The organism is Amycolatopsis sp. NPDC051071 (assembly GCF_040682875.1).
Taxonomy (GTDB): domain Bacteria; phylum Actinomycetota; class Actinomycetes; order Mycobacteriales; family Pseudonocardiaceae; genus Amycolatopsis.
On record NZ_JBFBBY010000099.1, the window covers coordinates 16611 to 30880 of the forward strand.

Below are 14270 nucleotides of genomic sequence, written 5' to 3' on the forward strand. Positions count from 1 at the left end.
CACTGGGGCGGCCGCCGTCGTCTTGTGAAGGGGTAGAGCTGTGCGGATCCTGTCGGTGGACCTCGGGACGTCCAACACCGTGGCCGTGTTGTCGGCGCACGGCAGGCCGCCGCGCGTGGTCGAGGTCGACGGTTCGGCCAACATGCCGTCCGCGGTGTTCGCCACCGAGGACGGCACGATCATGGTCGGCCGCGACGCCGAACGCCGGGCCCGCCTCGACCCGACCCGGTTCGAGCCCAACCCCAAGCGGCGTATCGACGAGCAGACACTGCTGCTCGGCACCGACGTCATCCCGGTCACCGAGGTGCTGGCCGCGATCCTGCGCCGCGTCCTCGACGAGACCATCCGCCAGCTCGGCGGCGAAGCGCCCGACGAGGTCCGCCTCACCCACCCCGCGCAGTGGGGCCAGACCCGTCGCAACGTGCTGCTTTCCGCCGCCCGGCTCGCCGGGATGGGCGGCAACCTGGTCCTCGTGCCCGAGCCGGTCGCCGCGGCGGCGCATTTCGCGTCGTTCCCCGGCAAGACGCTCGCGCCAGGGCAGGCACTCGCCGTGTACGACCTCGGTGCGGGCACCTTCGACGTCGCCATCGTCGGCGCGACCCCGAACGGCGGCTTCACCGTCGTCGCCGAAGACGGTCTTCCCGACCTCGGTGGTCTCGACGTCGACCAGGCGCTTCTGGTGCACGTCGGTCGCGAGGTTTCACACAAGGATCCCCAGCGCTGGCAGCGGGTTCTGCGGCCCGAGTCCACTCCGGACCGTCGTACGAGGCGTGCGCTGCAGGAGGACGTGAAGGCGGCGAAGGAGGCTCTTTCGCGGCACCCGCAGACCGAGGTCCCGATGCCGGAGCCGTTCGAGGACGTGCTCGTCACGCGTGGCGAACTCGAAGCGCTGGTGCGGCCGTCGATGCTGCGCAGTGTCGAGCTGATGTCGCGGGTGGTCCGCTCGGCGGGAATGACCCCGGACCGGCTCGCCGGTATCTACCTCGTCGGCGGATCGAGCAGGCTTCCGCTGGTCGGCAGCCTGATCGCGGAGAAGCTCGGCGTCGTCCCCGGCAGTCTCGACCAGCCCGAGACCGCCGTCGCGCTCGGCGCGCAGCATGTCGCTTCCGACGGCATCAGCTCGCGTACCCAGGGCGTCGAAGGACAGGTGGCGGCCGGAACCGGCGCGCACCAGGTCGGTCGCGGCGCTTCGGGCCCGTACGCGCCTCCGCAGCAGGTCGCGTCGATCCCCGGCTACCAGAGCGGCGGACCCGGCCAGTCCGGCGGTTTCCCACAGTCGGGCTACCCGGCCAGTGGACCGCAGCAGGTGCAGCAGCAGCCCGCACCGGCGAACTTCCCGACGTATTCGCTGGCGGGCAACGAGACCGGAGACAAGGCCAAGGCCGGTACGAAGAAGCCGCTCGTCATCGGCGCGATCGCGGCCGTCGTCGTGCTGATCGCCGCGGGCCTCGTCTACTTCCTGACCTCGTCTTCGACGACCACCTACACGGCAGGCGAATGCAAGACGCCCGGCGCGGCCGACGACAAGGGCCTCACCGGCTGCCTGCGTCAGCTCACCGGGAAGATCGCCGACACCGGCGACTGCAAGCCCGGGATGGGCAACGGGCCGGCCAAACCGGCGGAGGAGTTCCCCGTGACGTCGACCTGCTCCGCGCCGGGCAGGGCCGGGACCCAGGTGACCTACCTGCAGAGCGACTCCGCGGAGAAACTCAAGAGCTACACGGACGGACTGCTCGCGTCCGCAGGCGGCGACCGCACCGAGGCCAAATGGGCGGGCAACGCGCTCGAAGGCCAGTACTCCTCGGCCGCCGGGCGGAACGCGGCCGTGCTGGTGTTCACGGTGACCGACCGGCCGCTGGTCGGCTTCATCTACCAGGTCCCCGCCGAAGGACAGGCCCCGACGCCGGGTGAACTGGCCGATTACTTCGAAAAGAGCGTCCAGCCGGGCGAGTAACCCCGAATTCGCGCGTGAAGACGCCCTTTCTCGGCTCAGCCGCGGCAAGGGGGCCTTCACGCTTTTCGGGCCGGAGCCCGGGCTAGACTTCGCCCGATGCGTATCACGGTCTTCCGGCGCCTGATGGCCGACGAATTCGGTCCCGGACGTGCGGAAACCCTCTCCAGGGATCACGTCTTCGGCGAACTCGGGGGACGCACCGTCGAACAGGCCCTCGACGCCGGGACCTCGGCCAAAGACGTCTGGCGAGCGGTCTGCGACGCCTTCGAGATCCCGTCGGAGCGGCGCTGACCTCGGCGAAAGGGCGGGAATCCTAGCGCAACGGCGTGTCGGTCATCGGCTCGAACACACGTTCGTCTAGGGTGTTGTCCACAACGGGGTCAGCGATCCACAGCTTGGGCGCGAGGCCTGGAATTGTCGGTGGTCGCCCGTAGCGTCGGACCCGACAGCTCAGAACTGAACAAGCCCTACCGGCTCAACCAACGAGGTGGACTCCATGGCACCAGCAGCACCCGACAAGGACAAGGCGCTCGAACTGGCCCTCGCCCAGATCGACAAGCAGTACGGCAAGGGCTCGGTCATGCGTCTCGGCGAAGAGGGCCGCGCTCCGATCGAGGTCATCCCGACCGGCGCCATCGCCCTCGACGTCGCGCTCGGGATCGGCGGGCTGCCCCGCGGCCGGGTCATCGAGATCTACGGTCCGGAGTCCTCCGGTAAGACCACCGTCGCGCTGCACGCGGTCGCCAACGCGCAGAAGAACGGCGGCATCGCCGCGTTCATCGACGCGGAGCACGCGCTGGACCCGGATTACGCCCAGAAGCTCGGCGTCGACACCGACGCGCTGCTGGTCTCCCAGCCGGACACCGGTGAGCAGGCACTCGAGATCGCGGACATGCTGATCCGCTCCGGCGCGCTCGACATCCTGGTCATCGACTCGGTCGCCGCGCTCGTGCCGCGCGCCGAGATCGAGGGCGAGATGGGCGACAGCCACGTCGGTCTCCAGGCCCGGCTGATGAGCCAGGCGCTGCGGAAGATGACCGGTGCGATGAGCAACTCCGGCACCACCGCGATCTTCATCAACCAGCTGCGCGAGAAGATCGGCGTCATGTTCGGCTCCCCGGAGACCACGACCGGTGGTAAGGCGCTGAAGTTCTACGCGTCGGTCCGCCTGGACGTCCGCCGGATCGAGACGCTGAAGGACGGCGGCGAGCCCGTCGGCAACCGCACCCGCGTCAAGGTCGTGAAAAACAAGGTCGCGCCGCCCTTCAAGCAGGCCGAGTTCGACATCCTGTACGGCAAGGGCATCTCCCGTGAAGGCTCGTTGATCGACATGGGTGTCGACCAGGGCATCCTGCGTAAGTCCGGCGCCTGGTACACCTACGAGGGCGACCAGCTGGGCCAGGGCAAGGAGAACGCGCGCAAGTTCCTGCTCGACAACCCGGACATCGCCAACGAGGTCGAGAAGCGCATCAAGGAGAAGCTCGGCATCGGCGCCGTCATCGACGCCGAAGCCGCTCCGGCACCGGTCGACTTCTAAGAGGAGGAGGGGAGGCTACGGGATTGGGAGAGGTGTGCTCGCGGAGAGCGCTCGCTTGATCCCTTCGCTGTGTCTTCCGGGGGTCGGACCCCCGGGCCCCCGCCAGGGGGCAAGCCCCCTGGACCCCCCCGGCGTGGTCGCGCCGGGGAGTTAGCCCCTGGACCCGGCGTGGGTTGCGTCGGGGGAGTGAGCCCGCTGGATCCGGCGTGGGTCACGTCAGGGGAGTGAGCCCCTGGACCTCCGGCGTGGGTCGCGTCGGGGAGGTAGCCCTGGGCCCGGCGTGGGTTGCGCCGGGGAGTGATGCTGGTTTCGACTGGAGTGAGTTGTATTGCGTGCGCCCAAGGTGGATCCGGCGGAGCTGCCGCCGGACGAGCGGAGGAAGAAGGCCAAGGAGATCTGCTTCGATCTCCTGGCCGCGCGCCCGCGTTCCACGGACGAGCTTCGGCAGGCGTTGAAGCGCAAGGGCTTCGATGAGGAGACCATCGAGACCCTGCTCGGTAAGCTGGACAAGGCCGGGCTGATCAACGACGCCGAATTCGCCGAGTCGTGGGTGCGTTCCCGTCACGCCAACACGGGTTTGGCGCGGAACGCTCTCGTGGCGGAGCTCAAACGTAAAGGAATAGATGGGGATATCGCCGTCCAGGCCGCCGAAGAGGTGGATCGAGAGGCAGAGGAGCAGCGCGCCCGAGAGCTGGTACGGAAGCGCATGCGCTCCTTGGGCAACGTCGACGAGCAAACGGCGATCCGTCGCCTGCTGGGCTTCCTCGCCCGCAAGGGCTACCCCCAAGGGCTGGCCTACACCGTGATCCGCGACGAACTCCGCGAGTTCGGTGCCGAAGCGGCACTGCTGGACGACGTCACTCCCGACTGAGTCACCCTTCACCTGAGCTGCTCACCGGCTGAGCGGGCCTGCTGCCCGCCTGCCGGTGTTTTGCTGTCCGGGTAGAGCTCTGACCAGCACCGATGTGACCGATCAGGAATCAAGAAGCGTCGAGAGCCCGCTGCGAAATAGCGTTACCGGCATGAACTTCATCGACGCCATCACCCTCGAAGTGGCCGACACCGCCGCCGCCGAAAACTTCTACTCCACCGCCTTCGGGCTCGACTCCCAGCTGCGCTTGCGGGCCGCGCAGGAGCCGACCACCGGCTTCCGCGGCTACACCCTGTCCCTCACGGTGTCCCAGCCCGCCGACGTCGACGCTCTGATCAACGCCGCCCTCGCCGCCGGGGCGACGGCGATCAAGCCCGCCGCGAAATCGATGTGGGGTTACGGCGGCGTCGTCCAGGCCCCGGACGGCGCACTCTGGAAGATCGCCACCTCGGCGAAGAAGAACACCGGCCCGGCCACCCGCGAGATCGACAGCATCGTGCTTCTGCTGGGTGTCGCCGACATCGCCGCGAGCAAGAAGTTCTACGTCGAGCACGGCCTCACTGTCGGCAAGAGCTTCGGCCGCGTGTACGTCGAGTTCGAATCCGGGTCGAGCCCCGTCAAGCTGGCGCTGTACCGGCGCAAGGCGCTGGCGAAGGACGCCGGTGTTCCCGCCGAGGGCACCGGCTCGCACCGGATCGCGGTCAGCGGCCCCGCCGCGCCGTTCACCGACCCGGACGGCTTCGTCTGGGAGACCTCCACACTGGCCGCCACGTCCTGATGTGCCACTACCGGCTGCCCCCGATGGTCACCGTACTCGCAGTGCCCCCGAAGTCCCGAGGAGAGATCACCATGGGCAGCACCAAGTCGTACGAAGGATTCTCGGCCGAAGAAAAGGCCGCGATGAAGGAACACGCCCAGGAGATGAAGAAGTCGGCACGCCGCGGCTCGGTCGCAGACAAAGCGGCGGCCGCGGAGCAGGACGTGCTCACGAAGATCGCCGAGATGTTCGACGCGGACCGGATACTGGCCGAGGGTGTCCACGCCATCATGAAAGCCGACGCCCCGATGCTCGCGCCGAAGCTCTGGTACGGCCAGCCCGCCTACGCGCTGGACGGCAAGATCGTCTGCTTCTTCCAGGGAGCGGCCAAGTTCAAGACGCGATACGCGACGCTCGGGTTCAACGAGGAAGCCCGGCTCGACGACGGTGCGATGTGGGCGACCAGTTTCGCCCTGATCGAGATGACGCCCGCGGTGAAGAAGCGCATCGCCGCTTCGGTGAAGCAGGCCGTGAGCTGAGCCCCCGTTGGCGAGTCGGGTGCCGGGTCTTGGGTGGCGATTCGGGTTCTCTAGAGGGGTAAGGCAACGTGGTTCCTTCGGGCGAGATGGTGCCCTGGGTGGTGCGGCACCGCACTCGCGTGCTCAAACCCGAATCTCACGTGCTTAGAGCCGGATCTCACGTGCTCAAGCACGCGAGTTACGTGCTCAAGCACGCGAGTCACGTGTTGGAGCACGCGAGTTACGTCTTCGCCCCTGGCCGAGGACCCGGCGAACAAGGTCGGTCACAGTGGGGCCAGGCACGCGGCACGGCGCGATCGCTCGGTCGGTCATGGAGGTCGCTGGACACCCGAGACTGCGGAGATCGCCTAGGCTCGGGTGATCACTGGGAGGACACCATGATCACCATCGCGCCGCTGGAACCCGAAGACCGCGAAGCCTGGGAAGACCTGTTTCGCGCCTACATCGCCTTCTACGAACGCGTTTCGCTCCAGGAGGTCTACGACCGCGCGTGGCGCGAATTCCGCGACGGGCAGCGGATCCACGCGCTCGGCGCCCGGATGGACGGCAAGCTTGTCGGGATCGTGCATTTTCTCCTGCATCCCAGCACTTCCGCGCTCACCGACGTCTGCTACCTGCAGGATCTGTTCACCGCGCCGGAAGCCAGGGGCAAGGGTGTCGCGCGGGCGCTGATCGAAGCGGTCGCGGACTGGGCGCGTGCCCGCGGCTGCGAGCGGGTTTACTGGCACACCAAGGAATCCAACGCCACCGCGCGCCGACTGTACGACCAGGTCGCGGTCAACCGGGGCTTCATCCAGTACCAGCTGCCACTCTGAAAACGCTGAAAGCGCCGAAAAACAGTGAAGGCCACCCAGCACAGGGTGGCCTTCACGAACAACGAATCAGAGCTTCGAAGCCTCGGCAGCCAGCGCCTCGATCTTCGCGAAGTCCTTGGCCGCCAACGCGTCCTTCGGCGTCAGCCACGAACCGCCGATGCAGCCCACAGTGGACAGCGCGAGGTAGTCCGGCGCGGTCTTCACGGTGATCCCGCCGGTCGGGCAGAACCGCAGCGCGGGCAGCGGTCCGGCGATCGACTTCAGGTACGCCACGCCGCCGCTGGCTTCGGCGGGGAAGAACTTCAGCGCGGTCAGCCCGCGTTCGGCCAGCCGCATCGCCTCGGACACCGTGCTCGCACCCGGCAGGAACGGAAGCCCGGTGTCGAACGCGGCGTCGAGGACGGAGTCCGTGCAGCCCGGGGTCACCAGGAACTTCGCCCCGGCGTCGGCGGCCTGCTTGGCGTGCTCCGGCGCGGTGACCGTCCCGGCGCCGATGACGATCTCCGGGACCTCGGCGGCGATCCGCTCGATCGAGGCGAGTGCCGCCGGGGTGCGCAGGGTCAGCTCGATCACGCCGATCCCGCCCGCGAGCAGGGCCCGTGCGGTGGGCGCCGCGTCGGCGGCGTCGTCGAGTACGACGACGGGCATCACGGGGGACAGGCCGAGCAGGTCGGCGCCGGTGGTCACTGACTTACCTCCACAGTATTCAACGTGTGCGCCGGAGCGCCGAAGTGTTCCGGCGTGAGCGGTCCGAATACGCTCGCGCCCTGATCGGCGGGGCCGATCGCGCGGCGCAGCGCCGCGAACAGCTCCCGGCCGGTGCCGGTCCAGGATGCCTCCGAAGGCGGGGAGTCCACCAGTTCACGGCGGGCGAGTTCTTCGTCACCCACGAAGACGTCGAGGGTGCCCGCCCTCGCGTCGAGGCGGACGACGTCGCCGTCCGCGATCCGCGCGATCGGGCCGCCCACCGCGGCTTCCGGGGTCAGCTGGATCGCCGCCGGGATCTTGCCGGAAGCACCGGACATCCGGCCGTCCGTGAGCAGCGCCACCTGGTGCCCGCGGTCCATCAGCACCCCGAGTGCCGGGGTGAGGCCGTGCAACTCCGGCATCCCGTTGGCCTGCGGACCCTGCTGGCGGAGGACCACGACGACGTCACGGTCCAGCTCACCGGCCTCGAAAGCGTCCTTGAACGACTTCTGGTCGGTGAACACCCGCGCCGGGGCCTGGACGACCCGGTGCTCGGGCGCCACCGCGGACACCTTGATCACCGCGCGGCCGAGGTTGCCCGCGACCATCCGCAGCCCGCCGTCGGCGGCGAACGGCCGCCACACCGGGCGCAGGACGTCCTCGTCGAGGCTGTGCGTCGGGACGTCGCGCCAGACCAGTTCGCCCTCGGACAGGATCGGCTCCTGCCGATAGCGGTGCAGCCCCGGCCCGGCGACGGTCTGGACGTCTTCGTGCAGCAGGCCCGCGTCGAGCAGCGTGCCCACCAGGAACTGGATGCCGCCGGCGGCGTGGAAGTGGTTGATGTCCGCGCTGCCGTTCGGGTACACGCGCGCCAGCAGCGGGATCACCGCCGACAGGTCCGAGAAGTCGTCCCAGGTCAGCTGGATCCCGGCGGCCGTGGCGACCGCGACGAGGTGCATCGTGTGGTTGGTCGAACCACCCGTGGCGAGCAGCGCGACCACTCCGTTGACGATCGCCTTCTCGTCGATCACCCGCGAGATCGGCGTGTACTCCGCGCCTCGCGAAAGCTCGACCACGCGGCGCCCGGCCTCTTCGGTGAGTGCCTTCCGCAGCGGCGAGTTCGGCTGCACGAAGCTCGCGCCCGGCAGATGCAGGCCCATCACCTCGACGACCATCTGGTTCGAGTTGGCCGTGCCGTAAAAGGTGCACGTACCCGCCGAGTGGTACGAAGCCGCTTCGGCGTCCAGCAGGTCTTCGCGCGTCGCCTTGCCCTCGGCGTACAGCTGACGCACGCGTGCCTTCTCCTTGTTCGGCAGGCCCGAGTTCATCGGCCCGGCCGGTACGAGGATCGCCGGTAGGTGCCCGAAGGACAGCGCGCCGATCAGCAGGCCGGGCACGATCTTGTCGCAGACGCCGAGCAGCAGCGCCGCGTCGAACATGTCGTGCGACAGCGCGATCGCGGTCGACATCGCGATCACCTCGCGGCTGAACAGCGACAGCTCCATACCAGGACGGCCCTGGGTGACGCCGTCGCACATCGCGGGCACGCCACCGGCGAACTGGGCCACCCCGCCCGCCTGGCGCACGGACCCCTTCAGCATCGCGGGGTATTCCTGCATCGGCTGGTGAGCCGAAAGCATGTCGTTGTAGGAGGAGACGATCGCGACGCCCGGCGCCCGCACGGCGCGCAGTGCCGCTTTGTCGACACCCTCCATCGCGGCGAAGCCGTGAGCGAGGTTGCTGCAGTCGAGTCCGCGCCGCATCGGACCTTCTTCGTGGGCCGCCGCCACACGCTGGAGGTGCGCGGCGCGGGTCCCGGCACTGCGCGTGACGATGCGCTCGGTGACTTCGGCGATGATGGGGTGGACGTTCGGGGCGGTGCTCATGTCCGGCTCCGGATCACTGGTCGTGGTGGTCCGCGGGACGGCAACGCTGGCGCCGCTGGGTCGTGACAGTGGCCACAGTACCCCGGGGGAAAGCGCGAATCAAAATCGATACAGAAGATCGACTCGCGTGACCTCCATCACGCACCTAGGTTCTACTGTGCTACTTGTCACATTGCACAACGCGCGGCAGAGTCGAGGCGGCGAGGATCGCTTGCCCTCGAAGGCTCAAGCGGCCAACCGAACCAACCATCGGGAGGTACCGATGTCCACCACAGAGATCGCCGAGCTTCGGCGAGCCATCGGTCAGTTGAGGCAGTGCGTCGGCGCGCTGCGGTCCCGATACGGCGACGCCTCGGCGGTACGACGCCTGGCGAACGACGTCGAGCGGCTCGACATCGACGCGACCGACCTCGACACGACCCCGAACGCGGTGCCCGCGCAGGCGAAGGCGGCCGACCGTGTCCAAATACCCGATACGCCCTACGACCCGGCGCTCTGGCACGGCGCCGATGACGAAGGCGTCGGCGGCTACAAGCGCGACCAGCGGTGAGCGCCCCCGCCGGCAAAAAGGCCGGACGGGGTACGGGGGTCCACGCACCGTCGCGGGCCCGGATCGCCGAACGAACGCTGCGCACCGACCGGTGGTGGCTCTCCCCGCTGCTGACCGTCCTCGGACTCTCGACCTTCATCATCTACGCGACAATCAGGGCCTTCGTGCGCACCGCCTACTGGGTGCCCGAGTACCACTACCTGACGCCGTTCTATTCGCCCTGCGTCTCGGAATCCTGCGTCGAAGGCTCCCGCCATTTCGGGGCCTGGTTCGGCGAACTGCCGGGCTTCATCCCACTCGGCTTCCTGGTCTTGCCGTTCCTGCTGGGCTTCCGGCTCACCTGCTACTACTACCGCAAGGCCTACTACCGCGCGGTCTGGTTCTCGCCGCCCGCGTGCGCGGTGGCCGAACCGCACGCGAAGTACACCGGTGAGACCCGCCTGCCGCTGATCATCCAGAACGTCCACCGCTACTTCTTCTACGTGGCCGTGGTCGTCTCGCTGGTCAACACCTACGACGCGATCACCGCGTTCCACGGCGAGGGCGGCGGTTTCGGTTTCGGGCTCGGCAACATCGTGCTGCTCGGCAACGTGGTCCTGTTGTGGGCGTACACGTTGTCGTGCCACTCGTGCCGTCACGTGACCGGCGGCAGGCTCAAGCACTTCTCCAGACATCCGGTCCGCTACTGGATCTGGACCCAGATCACGAAGCTCAACACGCGGCATATGGCGCTCGCGTGGACGACGCTCGGCACGCTCGTGCTGACCGACCTCTACGTGATGCTCGTGGCAAGCGGGGCGATTTCGGATCTGCGGTTCATCAACTAGCGAAACAGGAATCTCCCCTCCCCGACAACGGCGTCCAGCTTTGAGGTGGCTCTTTCTATGACCGAGGTCGAACGGCTCAACTACGACGTGGTGGTGATCGGTGCCGGCGGTGCCGGTCTCCGCGCGGTCATCGAAGCCCGTGAACGCGGCTTCAGCGTCGCGGTGGTGTGCAAATCGCTGTTCGGCAAGGCCCATACGGTGATGGCCGAAGGCGGCTGCGCGGCGTCGATGGGCAACGCGAACTCCAACGACAACTGGCAGGTCCACTTCCGCGACACCATGCGCGGCGGGAAGTTCCTCAACAACTGGCGGATGGCCGAACTGCACGCCAGGGAGGCGCCGGACCGGGTCTGGGAGCTGGAGACCTACGGCGCGCTGTTCGACCGCACGAAGGACGGCCGGATCAGCCAGCGTAACTTCGGCGGGCACACGTATCCGCGGCTGGCGCACGTCGGCGACCGCACCGGGCTCGAACTGATCCGCACGATGCAGCAGAAAATCGTTTCACTGCAACAAGAGGACTTCAAGGAGACCGGCGACTACGAGGCGAGGATCAAGGTCTTCGCCGAATGCACGATCACCGAACTGCTCACCGATGACGGCCGGATCTCCGGCGCCTTCGGCTATTGGCGCGAAAGCGGCCGGTTCATCCTCTTCGAGACGCCGGCGGTCGTGCTGGCCACCGGTGGCATCGGGAAGTCCTTCAAGGTCACCTCGAACTCGTGGGAGTACACCGGTGACGGGCACGCGCTGGCACTGCGGGCCGGGGCGAACCTCATCAACATGGAGTTCGTCCAGTTCCACCCGACCGGCATGGTCTGGCCGCCGAGTGTGAAGGGGATCCTGGTCACCGAGGGCGTCCGAGGTGACGGCGGGGTCCTCAAGAACACCGAGGACAAGCGGTTCATGTTCGAGTACATCCCCGAGGTGTTCAAGGGGCAGTACGCGGACAGCGAGGAAGAGGCCGACCGCTGGTACACCGACCAGGAGAAGAACCGCCGCACCCCGGACCTGCTGCCGAGGGACGAGGTCGCGCGCGCGATCAACTCCGAGGTCAAGGCGGGCCGGGGATCGCCGCACGGCGGCGTCTTCCTCGACATCGCCAGCAGGCTTCCCGCGGAGGAGATCCGCAAGCGGCTGCCGTCGATGTACCACCAGTTCAAGGAACTCGCCGACGTCGACATCACCAAGGAGCCGATGGAGGTCGGCCCCACCTGCCACTACGTGATGGGCGGGATCGAGGTCGACCCGGACACCGCGTCGTCGAGCGTGCCGGGGCTGTTCGCCGCCGGCGAGTGCTCTGGCGGGATGCACGGGTCGAACCGGCTCGGCGGGAACTCTCTTTCGGACCTGCTCGTCTTCGGCCGCCGGGCTGGGCTCGGCGCCGCGTCCTACGTCTCGGAACTGAAGGACCGTCCGTCGGTCAGCCAGTCCGATGTGGACTCCGCCGCGAAGATGGCGCTCGCGCCGTTCGACCCGCCGGAGAACGGTGTCGAGGAGAACCCGTACAGCCTGCACACCGAACTCCAGCAGTCGATGAACGATCTCGTCGGCATCATCCGCAAATCGGAGGAGATCGAGCGGGCGCTGGTGAAGCTCGGCGAACTCCGGCAGCGGATCCTGCGGGTGACCGTCGAGGGGCACCGGCAGTTCAACCCGGGCTGGCACCTCGCCGTCGACCTGCGGAACATGCTGATGGTCAGCGAATGCGTGGCGCGGGCGGCGTTGCTGCGGACCGAAAGCCGCGGCGGGCACACGCGTGACGATCATCCGGGTATGAACGCCCAGTGGCGCAACAAACTCCTGGTCTGTTCGGCCGCACCCGGCGACAACCCGGTGGTGCCGGAGATCGGCATCGAGGTCAAGGCGCAGACCCCGTTGCGGCAGGACCTGCTGGAACTGTTCGAGCACTCCGAGTTGGGGAAGTACTACACCGACGAAGAACTGACGTCGCACCCCGGGAGCCAGGTATGAGCTACAAGGCGAGTTTCCGGGTCTGGCGCGGCGACGCGGATTCGGGCGACCTGCAGGACTACACCGTCGAGGTCAACGAGGGCGAGGTCGTGCTCGACATCATCCACCGGCTCCAGGCCACGCAGGCCTCGGATCTGGCGGTGCGGTGGAACTGCAAGGCGGGCAAATGCGGCTCGTGCTCGGCGGAGATCAACGGCAAACCGCGGCTGCTGTGCATGACGCGGATGTCGACCTTCACCGAGGACGAGGTCATCACCGTGACGCCGATGCGGACGTTCCCGGTGATCCGCGACCTGGTGACCGACGTGTCGTTCAACTACACCAAGGCACGCGAGATCCCGTCGTTCACGCCGCCCCCGGAGCTGAAGCCGGGGGAGTACCGGATGCAGCAGGTCGACGTCGAGCGCTCGCAGGAGTTCCGGAAGTGCATCGAGTGCTTCCTGTGCCAGAACACCTGCCACGTGGTGCGTGACCACGAGGAGAACAAGGAAGCCTTCGCCGGGCCTCGGTACCTGATGCGGATCGCGGAACTCGAAATGCACCCCCTCGACGTCGCCGACCGGCGGGACGAGGCGCAGGAGGAGCACGGGCTCGGCTACTGCAACATCACCAAGTGCTGCTCGGACGTATGCCCGGAGGGGATCCACATCACCGACAACGCGCTGATCCCGATGAAGGAACGCGTCGCGGACCGGAAGTACGACCCCATTGTGTGGCTGGGGAACAAGCTGTTCAAACGGGACCAGTAGGCAGGCCTCGTGAGTGATTTGGGTCGTTCTAACGACCCAAATCACTCACGAGCTTTTAATCGTTTGCTCCGGCCCCCTTGTCTGCCGCACACTTGTCGCACACCGACCGAGGAGGACGCATGACGCAGTACCGCATGGCCTGTCCGTTCCTTGGCATGGAAGAGAAACACGGCTCCCAGCCGCCGTCCTGACAGGACGTCGCACCTGCGGAGCCGCCCTTCGGGAAACCGAACCGGGCGGCTCTTTCTTTTCGGTGAACCCTTACTTCTGGAACAGAGCAGTCCGGTGCGCGTGCGTGCCGGACTGTGTTCCAGGCCAAGGCGCGTTGGTCCAGTGGTACGGATGCCGGGTTTTCACCCCGGCGACGTGGGTTCGACTCCCACACGCGCTACGCCCCGGCACGGCGGGGAAACCTGTTCCGTCGTACCGGTGCGGCGGTGTGGGGTCCGTGTGTCTCACACCGCCAGAACGCGCACGGTCCGGTGACCGGCCGGGATTCATAGCCCCGGCCAGCCTGGCTCGACACCAGGGTGCGCGACTCAGGATGTCTTGCGGGCGCTGTGCACGTCGCCGTGCTCGTCGCGATGCAGCACGATGTCCTGGAAACCGTTCTCCCGTAAGCCTTCTTCCATCGTGAGGCCATTCGTGGCGACGACCACGAGCAGCCCTCCCGGCGCGAGACTCGCCGCGATCCGGCCGAGATGGTCAGGAGTGTCCACGAACGCCACGACGATGTCGAAGATTCCCATCATCGGCTGCCGGGCGGGCTGATGGACCTCGTAGGAGATCCCGATCGGATCGCGTTCCTCTTCGCGCTGCGCGACCGCGATCAGCACCTGGTCCGCGTCGACCCCGACCACCCGGCGAGCACCCTTGCCGCGGAACAGCCGCGGGTAGCGGCCATCGCCGCATCCGACGACCAGGACCGACCTGCCCGCCAGGTCCGGCAGCGCTTCGAGCAGCGTCGTGGACTGGTCCGCCATTCCGCCGACGCTAGCCGACGGGGTCACCGTCCCGACAGGACCAAGAGGCCGTATCCGAGATACAGGAAGGCCCCCTTCCTTGCGCCTAGCGCAAGGAAGGGGGCCTTCCTGTACTCGCCGGACTACGTTGCGCGACCGGTG

Annotated in this window: 14 protein-coding genes and 1 tRNA gene; 12 read left to right on the forward strand and 3 right to left on the reverse strand. The window is 67.7% G+C overall.

Going from position 1 to position 14270, the window contains the following annotated elements; translation table 11 throughout:
- Nucleotides 1-40: 40 nt before the first annotated feature.
- From AB0M65_RS27325 to AB0M65_RS27355, 7 genes are all read left to right on the forward strand, one after another.
- A complete protein-coding gene (locus AB0M65_RS27325; RefSeq protein WP_364033344.1) occupies nt 41-1954 on the forward strand; it encodes an Hsp70 family protein in 1914 nt (637 codons plus the stop codon).
- Between the two features lie 96 nt (nt 1955-2050).
- Nucleotides 2051-2245: a DUF3046 domain-containing protein gene (locus AB0M65_RS27330; protein ID WP_364033347.1), complete on the forward strand. Its 195-nt coding sequence runs from the start codon at nt 2051-2053 to the stop codon at nt 2243-2245.
- 205 nt (nt 2246-2450) lie between these two features.
- Nucleotides 2451-3491, forward strand: a complete 1041-nt coding sequence (gene recA, locus AB0M65_RS27335; protein WP_364033350.1) for a recombinase RecA — start codon at nt 2451-2453, stop codon at nt 3489-3491.
- Nucleotides 3492-3834: 343 nt separating this feature from the next.
- Nucleotides 3835-4362 carry a regulatory protein RecX gene (locus AB0M65_RS27340; RefSeq protein WP_364033384.1) on the forward strand — a complete coding sequence of 176 codons (528 nt, stop codon included), beginning with the start codon at nt 3835-3837 and terminating at the stop codon, nt 4360-4362.
- A 151-nt stretch (nt 4363-4513) separates the two neighbouring features.
- Nucleotides 4514-5140, forward strand: coding sequence for a glyoxalase (locus tag AB0M65_RS27345; protein WP_364033353.1), 627 nt, complete (start codon nt 4514-4516; stop codon nt 5138-5140).
- A gap of 71 nt (nt 5141-5211) precedes the next feature.
- Nucleotides 5212-5658, forward strand: coding sequence for a hypothetical protein (locus AB0M65_RS27350; RefSeq protein ID WP_364033356.1), 447 nt, complete (start codon nt 5212-5214; stop codon nt 5656-5658).
- 377 nt (nt 5659-6035) lie between these two features.
- Nucleotides 6036-6473 (forward strand): GNAT family N-acetyltransferase, encoded by a 438-nt coding sequence (locus tag AB0M65_RS27355; RefSeq protein WP_364033359.1) that lies wholly within the window; start codon nt 6036-6038, stop codon nt 6471-6473.
- 66 nt (nt 6474-6539) lie between these two features.
- On the opposite strand, the gene eda is transcribed toward AB0M65_RS27355, so the two are convergent.
- Both eda and edd read right to left on the reverse strand, forming a co-directional pair.
- On the reverse strand, nt 6540-7160 hold the full coding sequence (gene eda / locus AB0M65_RS27360) for a bifunctional 4-hydroxy-2-oxoglutarate aldolase/2-dehydro-3-deoxy-phosphogluconate aldolase (protein ID WP_364033362.1): 621 nt from the start codon (nt 7158-7160) through the stop codon (nt 6540-6542).
- Entirely contained in the window at nt 7157-9046 is a 1890-nt protein-coding gene (gene edd / locus AB0M65_RS27365) for a phosphogluconate dehydratase (RefSeq protein WP_364033365.1), read from the reverse strand. The genes eda and edd overlap by 4 nt, the downstream gene beginning before the upstream one ends.
- 262 nt (nt 9047-9308) lie before the next feature.
- On the opposite strand from edd, the gene AB0M65_RS27370 reads away from it, so the two are divergent.
- From AB0M65_RS27370 to AB0M65_RS27390, 5 genes are all read left to right on the forward strand, one after another.
- Nucleotides 9309-9596 carry a hypothetical protein gene (locus AB0M65_RS27370; protein ID WP_076154779.1) on the forward strand — a complete coding sequence of 96 codons (288 nt, stop codon included), beginning with the start codon at nt 9309-9311 and terminating at the stop codon, nt 9594-9596.
- On the forward strand, nt 9593-10423 hold the full coding sequence (locus AB0M65_RS27375) for a hypothetical protein (RefSeq protein WP_364033369.1): 831 nt from the start codon (nt 9593-9595) through the stop codon (nt 10421-10423). The genes AB0M65_RS27370 and AB0M65_RS27375 overlap by 4 nt, the downstream gene beginning before the upstream one ends.
- 57 nt (nt 10424-10480) lie before the next feature.
- On the forward strand, nt 10481-12397 hold the full coding sequence (locus tag AB0M65_RS27380) for a fumarate reductase/succinate dehydrogenase flavoprotein subunit (protein WP_364033372.1): 1917 nt from the start codon (nt 10481-10483) through the stop codon (nt 12395-12397).
- Nucleotides 12394-13146 (forward strand): succinate dehydrogenase/fumarate reductase iron-sulfur subunit, encoded by a 753-nt coding sequence (locus tag AB0M65_RS27385; protein ID WP_364033375.1) that lies wholly within the window; start codon nt 12394-12396, stop codon nt 13144-13146. Before AB0M65_RS27380 ends, AB0M65_RS27385 begins: the two co-directional genes overlap by 4 nt.
- A 319-nt stretch (nt 13147-13465) precedes the next feature.
- A tRNA-Glu gene (locus AB0M65_RS27390) sits at nt 13466-13537 on the forward strand.
- Between the two features lie 148 nt (nt 13538-13685).
- Here AB0M65_RS27390 and AB0M65_RS27395 read toward each other — a convergent pair.
- Nucleotides 13686-14129, reverse strand: coding sequence for a class I SAM-dependent methyltransferase (locus tag AB0M65_RS27395; RefSeq protein ID WP_364033378.1), 444 nt, complete (start codon nt 14127-14129; stop codon nt 13686-13688).
- Nucleotides 14130-14270: the final 141 nt, after the last annotated feature.

Excerpts from the sequence above, each read along its gene's own strand:
- recA (WP_364033350.1), top strand. The coding sequence starts at position 2,451 with ATGGCACCAGCAGCACCCGACAAGGACAAGGCGCTCGAACTGGCCCTC.
- AB0M65_RS27385 (WP_364033375.1), top strand. The coding sequence starts at position 12,394 with ATGAGCTACAAGGCGAGTTTCCGGGTCTGGCGCGGCGACGCGGATTCG.
- AB0M65_RS27395 (WP_364033378.1), bottom strand. The coding sequence starts at position 14,129 with ATGGCGGACCAGTCCACGACGCTGCTCGAAGCGCTGCCGGACCTGGCG.
- AB0M65_RS27350 (WP_364033356.1), top strand. The coding sequence starts at position 5,212 with ATGGGCAGCACCAAGTCGTACGAAGGATTCTCGGCCGAAGAAAAGGCC.
- AB0M65_RS27380 (WP_364033372.1), top strand. The coding sequence starts at position 10,481 with ATGACCGAGGTCGAACGGCTCAACTACGACGTGGTGGTGATCGGTGCC.
- AB0M65_RS27370 (WP_076154779.1), top strand. The coding sequence starts at position 9,309 with ATGTCCACCACAGAGATCGCCGAGCTTCGGCGAGCCATCGGTCAGTTG.
- AB0M65_RS27345 (WP_364033353.1), top strand. The coding sequence starts at position 4,514 with ATGAACTTCATCGACGCCATCACCCTCGAAGTGGCCGACACCGCCGCC.
- edd (WP_364033365.1), bottom strand. The coding sequence starts at position 9,046 with ATGAGCACCGCCCCGAACGTCCACCCCATCATCGCCGAAGTCACCGAG.
- AB0M65_RS27330 (WP_364033347.1), top strand. The coding sequence starts at position 2,051 with ATGCGTATCACGGTCTTCCGGCGCCTGATGGCCGACGAATTCGGTCCC.
- AB0M65_RS27355 (WP_364033359.1), top strand. The coding sequence starts at position 6,036 with ATGATCACCATCGCGCCGCTGGAACCCGAAGACCGCGAAGCCTGGGAA.